The sequence below is a fragment of the Streptomyces sp. AC558_RSS880 genome (assembly GCF_019049255.1).
In the GTDB taxonomy this organism is placed as follows: Bacteria; Actinomycetota; Actinomycetes; order Streptomycetales; family Streptomycetaceae; genus Streptomyces.
In genome coordinates this window covers 19,951-31,411 of sequence record NZ_JAGMUJ010000176.1, presented here as the reverse complement: position 1 = coordinate 31,411, position 11,461 = coordinate 19,951, and the positions used below count along the sequence as shown (strand labels likewise).

The window sequence follows — 11,461 nt, the reverse complement described above, 5'->3', positions numbered from 1 at the left end:
CTCCTCCCCCCTCCCCGCGCGATCGGAGAACCCATGTCCGCCGCAGCGCCACCCAGCCAATCCGTCGACTCCCCCCAGGTCGACCCGCACAAGCGGAAGGCGATACGCCGAGCCATCGGCGCGGGCAGTATCGGCAACTTCGTCGAGCAGTTCGACTACGGCCTGTACGGCTACATGGCCCCCATCATGGCCCCGGCGTTCTTCCCCGAGAGCGACAGGACCGTGGCGGTGCTGGGCACGTACGCCATCATCGCCATCGCCTGCTTGTTCCGCCCGCTCGGCGGCACCCTCGTGGGCCGCTGGGGCGACCGGGTCGGCCGCAAGAGGACGCTGCTGTGGACCATCGTGGCCATGGGCGTGACCACCGGCCTGATCGGGATGCTGCCCACGTACCAGCAGATCGGCATCGGTGCGCCGATCCTGCTCCTGCTGCTCCGCGTCGTCCAGGGCGCGGTCTCGGGCGGCGAGTACGTCGGGGCCGTCGCGTTCATCGTGGAGTGGGCGGAGCCGAACCGGCGGGCCTACTACACGTCGTACGCCTCCAACAGCTGCTTCGTCGGCATCCTGGCGGGTGCCGGTACGGCGGCCCTGACCAGCTGGGTGTTCGAGGGCCAGGCCCTGGACTCGTACGGCTGGCGCCTCCCGTTCCTGCTGGCGGTCCCGCTCAGCCTGGTCGGGATGTGGCTGCGTCGTCACATCGAGGAGACCCCGGAGTTCGTGCGCGCGACCGAGGAGGGTGCGGACGTCGTCGAGGCGCCGATCCGTGAGGCGCTGCGCTCGCAGTGGCGGCCGATCCTGGTCTTCTGCGGCGTCTCGATCATGCTCGCGATCCTCTCCTACACCTGGGTCACGTTCTATCCGCAGTACCTGACCGACACGCTCGGCCTGCCGCGCTGGATGGGCCTGGCCTCGAATGCCATCTCCATCGCCGTCCTCATCCCCGCCCTGCCGCTGGCCGGCATGCTGTCGGACCGCATCGGACGCAAGCCGATGCTGGTCACCGGCGCCATCGCGTGCATCGTGCTGGTACCGATCGCCTTCCGGGTCGGCGAGCAGGGCACCTTCGGGGCGGCCGTGGCCAGCCAGCTCATCTACATCGTGCCGGAGTTCTTCCTCACGGGCATCGTCACCGTCTGCGCGGCCGAGCTCTTCTCCACCCGCACCCGGTTCAGCGCCAGTGCCATCGCGTACAACAGCTCGTTCTCCATCTTCATGGGAATCACGCCGTTCGTCGCGACGCTGCTGGTCAGTACCTTCGGCACCATCTACGCAGTCTGGGCCTACCTGGCGGTGGGCGCCCTCCTGGCCCTGGTCGTCGTGAGCGCCTTCATGACGGAGACGTACCGCAGTCACCTGGGCGCGGACAAGTTCGCCCGCTAGCGCGGCGGGAGACCCCCTCCCGGCGACCCGGCGTGCCCTCTCCTCGGCTACCCTCCCGATCAAGCACCTACATACGCATTCACATCACTACCGGAATGGAAGCACCATGCCTTTGGACCCCGTCGCCTACCTCCCCTACAAGGACCCGGACGACTTCATCCGCGAGGTGACCGACCGGATCTGGGTCGACCGCGACATCGCCCACATCGTCGACAACTACGAGCCCGACTCGATCGTGCACACCAGCCTCGGCACCGTCGTCGGCCGTGACGGTGTCATCGAGGGCAGCACGATCCGCATGGGCAGCACGCCGGGCCACATCGGCCAGGCGGAGGACGTGGTGTGGGAGGCGCGCGGCAACGACGCCTTCCTCAGCTCCCACCTGGTCTTCTCCGCCGACGAGCACCTCGTGGACGGCCGCCTCGTCGGCATCCGCAAGCGCACGGTGGCCAACTGCCTGTACCGGCGCGGCCGGATGGTCGAGGAGTGGGTGGTGCGCGACGATCTGGCCGACTGCCTGCAGATCGGCCTGGACCCGGCCGAGGCGGCTCGCGAGCTGACCTTCCAGGGGTACAGCGGCTCCATGCTGGACGAGCCGCCGCAGGACGTGCTGCTGAACGGGGTCAGCGGTCCGCGTCCGGACGCGTTCCGTCCCGAGTGCGAGATGGTGCTCGAGTTCATCGACGAGGTGTGGACGCAGCGTCGGCTGAACAGGGTCAACGACTTCATGGACCGCGACCTGTTCCTCCACACGATCGGCGACCGGACCGTCATCCGCCCCGAGCGCTACCAGAGCGACCTGCTCGCCATGGTCGGCCCCTTCCCCGACGCCCGGTTCGCCGTCCGTGACATCCAGACGAACCACTCCCCGCGGTACGCCGGCCTGCGCGTGGCCGTCCTGTGGACCATGCACGGCACCTACCGCGGCATCCCCGCCTTCGGCCCTCTCACCGGACGGCCGGTCACGGTGCTCGGTGTCTCGCAGTTCCTGATCCAGGAGGGCCGCATCGTGAAGGAGGTCCGTGTCTACGACGAGATCTCGCTGCGCGCGCAGATCAACGCGGGGCGCGGGGACGGCCCCGAGGTCGCGGCCAACATCTACTGAACTTCCCCGACGCGGGCGGGTGCCGGGAGTCGGCGGACACCCCAGCGGCCCTGCGCTTGCCGATAACCTCATCCGCCCTGGTCGGAGCTGGTGTGCGGGATGTCGAGTGCGGTCGGTCGAGTCTGTGCCGTCGCGCGGCTGTCGATCAACGCGGCATGATGACCAACCGTGCTGCTGCGACTGGCCTACTTGGGCATGGCGAACGCGTTCGCCATGCTGCGCCTGCTACCGATGAGCGATCGGGACAAGGACATGGAGATCCTCGCCCTGCGCCGCCAACTGTCGGTGCTGGAGCGCCAACTCGGTAAGGGGAAGGTGCGCTTCAGCCCGAGTGACCGGGCTTCCTGGCGGCTCTGCTGTACCGGCTGCCGCGGGACGTGCTGCGCAGGCTGCGGCTGCTGGTGCGGTCGGACACGGTGCTCCGTTGGCACCGCGACCTGGTCGCCCGCCACCACGCCGCCGAGTCCAGGCCGAAGCGCCCGGGTCGACCCCGCACCGTGTGCTCCATCCGCGCCTTGGTGCTGCGCCTGGCACGGGAGAATCCCACGTGAGGCTACCGGCGCCTCCACGGCGAGCTGCTGGTGCTGGGCGTGAAGGTCGCCGCCTCCACGGTCTGGGAGATCCTGCGGGAGGCCGGGATCGACCCCGCGCCCGAGCAGACCTCCAGCACGTGGGCCGACTTCCTGCGCTCCCAGGCCGACGCGCTGCTGGCCTGCGACTTCTTCGAGACGGCCACCCTGACCGGGGCACGACCGCACGTGTTCGCCGTGATCGAGCACGCCAGCCGACGGATCCGGGTCCTGGGCGCGACCGCGCACCCGACGGCCTCGTCGGTGGCACAGGCCACGAGAAATCTCGTCATGGACCTGGAAGATGTCAACTGCCGGGCGCGGTTCCTGATCCGGGACCGGGACGGGAAATTCCCCGCCCTGTTCGACGCGGTCCTCGCCGATGCGGGGATCGAGGTCGTGCTCAGCGGTGTCCGGATGCCGCGGACGAATGCGGTCATGGAACGCTGGGTGCAGACCTGTAGGCGCGAGCTGTTGGACCGGACCTTGATCTGGGATCAACGGCATCTGCTCCACGCCCTGCGGGAATTCGAGCGTTTCTACAATGTGCACCGGCCCCATCAGGGCATCGCGAACGCCCGCCCGTTGAACCCGTTACCCCCGCCAATCGTCGATCCGGACCAGATCGCCTGCCTCGCGGTACGACGACGCGATCGCCTCGGCGGCCTTCTCCACGAGTACGAGCATGCCGCCTGACCTGCCCGGACGAGGATTTCGGCAAGGGCAACCTCAACAACCGGGCGGAGAACAGCCACCAGCCCACCCGGCAGCGCGAACGCGCGATGAAGGGCTTTCCGTAGCGTGGGCGCGGCCCAGCGGTTCCTGTCCGCCTTCAGCGGCATCCCACCCCACTTCCGGCCCCGCCGCCACCTGATGACCGCTACCGACTACCTCGCCGAGATGACCACCCGCTTCGCCATCCGGGACCAGGTCACCAATATCGCCGGCCCCTCTGCCGCAACCTGAACACGGAGTCGGGACACGGCCTCACCGCACCCGACACGCCGTCAGGCACTCACACACCTCACAACGTGACAGCGCCACTGGGACTTCTCGGCCGAGGCTCGGACGCGGTTGGCAGAACGCGTGCCCGTCGGCGATCGCCGGCTTGTGCTGTTCGACCTGCTCCTGGAGATCTTCGAGGAACGAGGTGTGAGCGTCATCCTTCGGTGAGAGCCTGTGAACAATCCCCGTCTGCGCGCAGCGGCGTCCGGTGCGCCCACCCTTCGGGCGGACGGTGGTTTGTTCACAGGCTCTGAGCTGAACCGCTGAGGGGGTGGTTCCGGAATGCGCCAGAGACCTCCCTTCTGCCAGCGGCAGAACACCGGCCCGACCGGGCTCGACGATCACTACAGTCCAGGCTCATGACGACGGTTACAACGCGCACGATCGAATACGCGGCCGACGGCCTGACGATGATCGGGCACCTCGCGCTCCCGGCCGGTGTCGACCGCCGGCCTGCGGTCCTGGTCGGGCCCGAGGGGGTGGGGCTCAGCGACGTCGAGCGCCGCCGGGCCGATGCGCTCGCAGAGCTGGGATACGTGGCCCTGGCCTTCGACCTTCACGGCGGGCGCTATTTGGGCGACCCTGAGGAGATGTTGGCCCGTTGCATGCCGCTGCTCGCCGACCCCGACCGGATGCGAGGCATCGGCCACGCGGCGCTCGACGTGCTCCGCGCCGAGCCGCGGACCGACCCGGACCGGATCGCCGCCGTCGGCTACGGCACCGGGGGCGCAATCGCGTTGGAACTCGGGCGCGACGGCGTCGACCTGCGCGCGATCGCGACAGTCAACGGACTGACCACGGGCCGGCCAGGCGAGACGGCGCGCATTCACTGCCCAGTGTGGGCCGGGGTCGGGTCGGAAGACCCGATCATGCCGCCCGCGCAACGGGACGCATTCACTGCCGAGATGCAGGCTGCGGGCGTCGACTGGCGCCTCGTGGTCTACGGCGGCGCCTTGCACGCCTTCCATCACCCACCGGTCGACCACATCGTGCTTCCTGGGGTCGGTTATCACCCTCAGCACGCGCAGCGAGCTTGGCGGGACGTCGTCGACCTGCTCGCCGAGTGCCTGCCCATAACGGAGTGATCTGGGCAGGCTGGGGTTTGTTCACAGGCTCTGACAGCTTGTTGCTTCGAGGCATCGCTCCGGGGAGCGTCATTCGGACTCCTGCGGACGGCGGCGTGCGGGGATGCCGAGATGGACGGCTGGTCGCTGAGCTCGGCGTTGGGTCTCGTCGCGCTTCGCGCGGAGGAAGGTGAGGGTGAGGTCGATGCCCTCGATCTCACCGATCCAGCCTTTGGCCTCGGCCTGCGTCCTGCGTTGCAGGAGGTCGGCTTCGAGCTCGGAGGGGTCTGTACGGTGGATGGCCCGGCCCTCCCGTCGCGTCATTCGAGGGGGCAGCAACCGGACCCGGTAGAGGTGCTGGAACCGCTGCACGTGCATGGGCTTCCTTGAGCCCTCTCCGCGCGAGGTTTGTCGACACGCAGCAGGAGGGAGGAAGGGGCTCTCCATCGGGACGTGCACATTAAGCCTTTTCAGCGTGGCCACCGAACGGGTGACGAGGCCGGTGCCCGCAACGCACGAGGCTCCCGTGCCGTTGAGAGAGGTGTTCGACGTCTCAACTCATCAGCGCAGGAGCTTCGTTGGTTCCCTGTCCTGCCGTACTCGACCTGCCTCACGCGCTGGTCGAGTGGGTAACCATGCTCATCGTCACCCGTGAGGGTGACCGCCGCTGCAAGCTCCGACCGCACCAGCGTGCTCTCGTCGCCCTGGTCCACCTCCGCCGGCACGACACCCTCACGCAGATCGCCGCAGGCTTCGGCATATCCGTCGGCACCGCCCACGCCTACGTCACCACCGCCGTCCGGCACCTGGCGGACAAGGCGCCGGGACTGCTGAAAATCCTGCGGGAGACGGACCCCGACCATGCACTCCTGGACGGCACCCTCGCCGAGTGCGACCGGGTCGGCGACGGACGGGCCGACTACTCCCCCAAGCACAAGCGGCACGGTGTGAACGTGCAGGTCGTCACCAATCCTGCCGGAGAGATCCTCTGGCTGTCGCCGGCACTGCCGGGCCGGACCCACGACCTGACAGCCGCCCGCACCCACAAGATCATCCGAATCTGTGAACGCCAGGGTGTCCCGATCCTCGCGGACATGGCCTACATCGGTGCAGGCGACTGGGTCACCACCGCGAAGCGCCGCCCGCCCAACGGCGAACTCACCCCACCGAGCGGACGGTCAACCGAGCCCTGTCCGCCGCCCGGGCACCCGTCGAACGCGGAATCGCCCGCCTGAAATCCTGGCGGATCTTTCAACGCGCCCGCTGCAGCCCAACACGCCTCACCATGATCGCTGCCGCCGTCCTCACCCTGGAGCGTCAGCGCTGAAAGGGCTCCCTACGTTGTTCTGCGGGATGCGGTGAGCCCCTCGTATGGTTCACCCACCCAGGGGTGCCGGGTGTGGTTCAAAAGGCTCTGCCGCTTGTGGCTCTCAGTGATTGGCCGCCCGGTGCCCCATGACGACTCGGCTGCCAATGAGGAATGGCGAATGATCGCTGAGTAGGGAATTGACAGCGAGGTCGTCCGTCGGGAGGCACCAGCACCACACCGTACGGAGGCAGCACATGGCCGCGATATGGGCCGGCATCGACGCAGGCAAGACCCATCACCACTGCGTCGCGATCGACGAGAGCGGCCACCGGCTGCTGTCACGACGCGTCGCCAGCGACGAGCCCGAACTGCTCGAACTCCTCAACACCGTCCTGACCTTGGGTGATGACGTGACCTGGGGGATCGACCTGGCCGACGGCGGCGGCGCCCTGGCCATCATGATCCTCCTGAACCACGACCAGCCGGTGTACTACATCTCCGGCCGGTCCATCCACCGCGCCTCCGAGAGCTACCACGGCGAAGGCAAGACCGACGCCAAGGACGCCGCCGTCATAGCCGACCAGGTCCGCATCCGCCGCGACCTGCACCCCTTACGCACCAGCGACGAGACCGTCACCGACCTCAAGATCCTCACCGGCCGTCGCACGGACCTGGTCGCCGACCGCACCCGCACCGTCAACCGGCTCCGCGCCCAGCTCACCGACATCTTCCCCGGCCTGGAACGGGCATTGGATCTCACCAACACCGGCCCCCTCATGCTGCTGACCGGCTACCAGACCTCGGCCGCGCTCCGCCGGACAGGCAAGAAGTGGCTCGAGACCTGGCTGCGAAACCGCAGGGTCCTGCGCGCTGACCGGCTCGCCGAGACAGCTTGGGAGGTCGCCGGACGCCGGCACACCAGCCTGCCCGGCGAGAAACTGACCGCCCGGCTTGTGCACACCCTGACGGCGGAGGTGTTGTCCCTCAACCAGCAGGTTGCCGAGCTCGACAAGGCGATCGAGGTCCGGTTTCGCGAACATCGGGACTTCGAAGTGATCACCAGCATGCCAGGCCTGGGCGTGATCCTCGGTGCCGAGTTCCTGGCCGCGACCGGCGGCGACATGAGTCTCTTCGGCACTCCTGACCGCCTCGCCGGCTTCGGCGGCGTTGCTCCCGTTCCCCGCGGCTCCGGGAAGATCAGCGGCAACCTCCGCCGCCCACGCCGCTACAACCGCCGACTCCAACGAGTGTTCTACATCTCCGCGTTGTTCAGCATCCGCCACTGCGAGGACTCCCGCCGGTTCTATGAACGCAAACGCTCCGAGGGCATGCACCACATCCAGGCCGTCCTGGCCCTGGCCCGCCGCCGCGTCAACGTCCTCTGGGCGCTTCTACGCGACGGACGGATCTACGAGGCCGTGCCTCCCACCGCTCTCACGGCTTGACAGACAGCGTTAGAAATCAGTGGGTGGTGCTGCCCGTGGGCCCGACCTCGACATAGTGCGCAAAGTCTGGGAAACGGAACAACTGCGTCGGTGGCCTCCCCGCTCCACAGTCGACGACCCCAGAGACATCGACGCCCTGGCCGGCGTGAGTGACCGAGCCCAGGCCATCCGTGAACTGATCACTGCCCTGCGAACCCTGCACGTACGGGCCGGCCAGCCGACCCCGCAGCAGATCTGCGTCTACTCACGGTGGCGGCTACAGGCCCACCAGGTCGCTGCCATCCTGGAACACGACGAGCCCTGCGACTGGCCCACCCTGGTCCTATTGATGACGCTCTTTGAAATCGGCTCTGGCAGCAGTTCCGTGAATCCCCAGGTCAGCGGTCAGAACGCGGGACCGTTTCGGCAGCGTACTTCCTGCCGTGGCGAGCAAGACGGTTGAGGAGGTGCTGTTTCCCGGGATCGATGTGCGGGTGGAGGGGGTGAGCGACTCCTCCGGAGTCCTAATGGTGGAGGCGGTGTCGACGGCCCGCCCAGGCCGGTGCCCGAACTGCCGAAAGCAGGCCCACCGCGTACACAGCACGTATCAACGCTTCCTGGACGAACGGCCGTTGGGTTCGCGCCGGGTCATCGTCCGGCTGCGGGTGCGCCGGTACTTCTGCGACCGGAAGAGCTGTTCCCGCACGACCTTCGTCGAGCAGGTGCCGGGTCTATCCGCGCGCTACCGCCGTTCCAGCACCGGGCTGGCGGGCTGGCTTCGGTCGATTGCGATCGAGCTCGGTGGCCGTCCTGCCGCCCGGCTGTGCCTGCGCCTGCGACTTGACCGCGGGCCGGACCCGGCTTCTCAGGCTGCTGACGGCACCGCCGGTGCCGGACCGTGCGCCGCGGGTGCTGGGGGTGGACGAATTCGCCTTCCGCAAGGGCTGCACCTACGGCACGGTGCTGGTCGACGTCGAAGCCGGCCGAGTCGTGGATGTGCTGCCCGATCGCACCTCCGAGACGTTCGCGGCCTGGCTGAAGGAGCATCCCGGCGCGGAGATCATCTGCCGGGACCGAGCGACCGCCTACACCAAGGCGGTCAGGGAAGCCTCCCCCAACGCCCTCGAAGTCGCGGATCGCTGGCACCTGTTACAGAACCTGTCAGCCGCGGTGGAGAAGACATGCCACCAGCACCGCGACTGCCTGCGCAAACGCGCCGAGGAGGAGACGGCGAGCGAAGTAGCCGAACTGCCTGAGGTGACCCCGATGCTGTTACCGCCCGCGGAACTGCCCCGCACCCAGATCATCGAACGCACCCGCCACCGCTACGAAGACATCCACCGCCTGCTGGAGAAACGCTGGACGATCAGCGCGATCGCCCGACGCCTGAACCTCGACCGCAAGACCGTCCGCCGCTTCCGCGACACCGACCTCGACCAGATGCTGGCATCCGCCCGCGGCTACCGCGGCAGCCGCCAGGTCGTCCGCAAACACCTCGCCGCCCTCCGCGCAGGCACCGCCGAACCGGTCCGGGCCGACATCCCCAGCCCTCGCAAGATCACCTCCTGGATCATGCGCCCTCGCGAGACCCTCACCGACAGCCAGAACGAACGCCTACTTCAGGTCCGACTCGCTTGCCCAGACATCACCCGGGCCTGCGACCTCGCCCGCGCCTTCGCAGACCTGGTCCGCCACCAGCGCGGATACCTTCTGCTGGAGTGGATCCGACAGGCCGAGCAACACGCACCGAAGCCCATGAAGGGCTTCGCCGGCTTCCTCCGGCAGGACCTCGACGCCGTCACCGCCGGACTCACCCTGCCCTGGAGCTCCGGAGCCGTCGAAGGCCACGTAAATAGGGTAAAAAACCATCAAGCGAGCCATGTACGGCAGGGCCTCGTTCGCACTCCTCCGCACCCGCATCCTCACCCAGCCGTGATCGGGGCATAGCGAAGACTCAGGTGATCAAACACCGATCTTGCGGATCGAAGCAGACCAGGCCGGAGGACCGGGCCAGGTCAGTGGCGAACTCGGCGGCCTCCTGGTACTTGCTGAAGACCATGCCGAAATAGAAGAACGGGCCACTCGCGTTGTTAATCAAAGGGCCGTCCGACCAAGGGCTCGCGTCCTCGTCCTCATCGTCGTCACCCAGGTCAGGCCACCGGGCCACCAGCCCTTCGACGTACTGCCTGATACGAGGGGTCGGCGACTGGCCCTCGCCTCTCATGAATCTGTCGTACAGGCCCTCGAAGACCTCAAGCGCCGCTGCATCGTCAGCAGGGCTCGGACCGTCCCATACAGCCAAGTCATAGCTCATGGCGGCATTGTGCTGGTCTCCACTGACAGCCGATGCCACCACGGTCAACAACTGTGCTGGTTCGTCACGGAACTGCGGTCAGAGCCGATTTCAGAGATCCTCATCAACTCCACCCGATCGGATCAGAAACCGACGACACCACCCTGCCCACCGAACTCACCGCATAGCCTCAAAACGAGATCACCGAGTGGCCGTCGATACACCACTCCAGCGGACGTGACCTCGCAAGGCGGCCCCCCGTCGACCGCCATGCAGGAACTCGGCATAACTCTGCCGCTGTGAACTGTGTTGTTTCCATCGTCCGGAGACGATTGGACGGCGGGTGACGAGGCTCTCCTCCGCCTTGTCACTCGGAAAGAGCCGTGGGCCGTCACCTCACGTCAGCAGGTGCGGAAGGTGTAACCAGCGGAGCCGCGCGAGGAGACGTCCAGGTCGCGCTGGACAATGCTCAGCTTCGCGCCGAAGTCCGCGCAGGCTCTGCTGTAGCCGCCGTTCTCGTACTCGATGACGAAGACACGATCGGCATACGCCTTGGCGTAGTCACCGCACTCGTTGTACTCACCGCACTCCTCGGCGACGGCGAAGTCGAAGCCGATCTTCGCGCGGTCCGCCAGCATGTCGACGGTGTTCTTCTGGCCGATGGCCAGCCCTGCGGCGTGTGCCCGCTTGGCCAGCAGCTCGGCGAACGCCTCGTTGTGGGCCTTGGTCAGACGGCCGTTCGAACGCTCGTAGGAGTCGAGGTTGTCCGGCTCCACGGCCTGGAACCCGCTCTTGGCGCAGCCGTCCACCCACTGACCGACCACGTCGGCGAGCCGGACGCGCTTGTCCGTGGTCGACGTGTCCAGGAGCGCTTCGTTCCACTCCTCGTCGATCACCGGACGCTTGTCCTCATCCTGCAGGATGAGGTCGGGATGGTTCTTCTGCCACCAGCTCAGGGCGTCGGGCTGCGCCTGGAACGCGTTGATGTAACAGACGTTGTAAAGGCCCTTTACGGGCTCGGCCGACCGGTCACGCGATAGGGCGGTCACCCCCTTGGCAGGGGTGTACGCGCCGCCGATCTGATAGTCGAACGTCGCGTTGGCCGTGGGCCGCACCACCTTCGGCGCCGCCGTCTCGGCGGAAGGTGTCGCGAAGACGTTGGACAGTGTCACACCGATCCCCAGGGCGGCCGCGGCACCGACCGCCCCGGCGACAGCGGTACTCCTACGGCGGAGGAAAGGTACAGCGGCATGGTTCGACACACGGTCTCCTGTGCAAGGGACGTACTGGTGTGCACATTCTGAGTCGCGAA

8 protein-coding genes and 4 pseudogenes are annotated in these 11,461 nt (G+C 67.5%); 9 read left to right on the top strand and 3 right to left on the bottom strand.

Going from position 1 to position 11,461, the window contains the following annotated elements:
* From KUM38_RS39340 to KUM38_RS39320, 5 genes and pseudogenes are all read left to right on the top strand, one after another.
* Positions 1–1,380: MFS transporter (locus tag KUM38_RS39340; RefSeq protein ID WP_217136934.1), on the top strand; the 1,380-nt coding region annotated here is incomplete at its 5' end.
* A 106-nt stretch (positions 1,381–1,486) separates the two neighbouring features.
* Positions 1,487–2,485 (top strand): ester cyclase, encoded by a 999-nt coding sequence (locus KUM38_RS39335; protein WP_217136933.1) that lies wholly within the window; start codon positions 1,487–1,489, stop codon positions 2,483–2,485.
* A 168-nt stretch (positions 2,486–2,653) separates the two neighbouring features.
* Positions 2,654–3,750, top strand: a pseudogene (locus tag KUM38_RS43455) (integrase core domain-containing protein).
* Between the two features lie 32 nt (positions 3,751–3,782).
* Positions 3,783–4,020, top strand: a pseudogene (locus tag KUM38_RS39325) (IS6 family transposase); the annotation flags it as partial.
* A gap of 398 nt (positions 4,021–4,418) precedes the next feature.
* Complete coding sequence (locus KUM38_RS39320; RefSeq protein ID WP_150478866.1) at positions 4,419–5,144, top strand: dienelactone hydrolase family protein; 726 nt, start codon at positions 4,419–4,421, stop codon at positions 5,142–5,144.
* A 69-nt stretch (positions 5,145–5,213) separates the two neighbouring features.
* Here KUM38_RS39320 and KUM38_RS39315 read toward each other — a convergent pair whose 3' ends face one another.
* Positions 5,214–5,501, bottom strand: a complete 288-nt coding sequence (locus KUM38_RS39315) for a hypothetical protein (protein ID WP_254398459.1) — start codon at positions 5,499–5,501, stop codon at positions 5,214–5,216.
* Between the two features lie 200 nt (positions 5,502–5,701).
* Between KUM38_RS39315 and KUM38_RS39310 the strand changes: the two are divergent.
* From KUM38_RS39310 to KUM38_RS39300, 4 genes and pseudogenes are all read left to right on the top strand, one after another.
* A pseudogene (locus KUM38_RS39310) lies at positions 5,702–6,450 on the top strand (transposase family protein).
* A gap of 236 nt (positions 6,451–6,686) precedes the next feature.
* The gene (locus KUM38_RS39305) at positions 6,687–7,877 is read left to right on the top strand and encodes an IS110 family transposase (RefSeq protein ID WP_217136932.1); all 1,191 of its coding nucleotides are present in this window, start codon (positions 6,687–6,689) and stop codon (positions 7,875–7,877) included.
* A gap of 506 nt (positions 7,878–8,383) precedes the next feature.
* Positions 8,384–8,530, top strand: a pseudogene (locus KUM38_RS43910) (hypothetical protein); the annotation flags it as partial.
* 127 nt (positions 8,531–8,657) lie between these two features.
* On the top strand, positions 8,658–9,803 hold the full coding sequence (locus tag KUM38_RS39300) for an ISL3 family transposase (RefSeq protein WP_308409153.1): 1,146 nt from the start codon (positions 8,658–8,660) through the stop codon (positions 9,801–9,803).
* 7 nt (positions 9,804–9,810) lie between these two features.
* Here the strand turns inward: KUM38_RS39300 and KUM38_RS39295 are convergent, their stop codons facing one another.
* On the bottom strand, positions 9,811–10,170 hold the full coding sequence (locus KUM38_RS39295) for a hypothetical protein (protein WP_217136930.1): 360 nt from the start codon (positions 10,168–10,170) through the stop codon (positions 9,811–9,813).
* Between the two features lie 380 nt (positions 10,171–10,550).
* Positions 10,551–11,411: an endo alpha-1,4 polygalactosaminidase gene (locus KUM38_RS39290; RefSeq protein WP_217136929.1), complete on the bottom strand. Its 861-nt coding sequence runs from the start codon at positions 11,409–11,411 to the stop codon at positions 10,551–10,553.
* Positions 11,412–11,461: the final 50 nt, after the last annotated feature.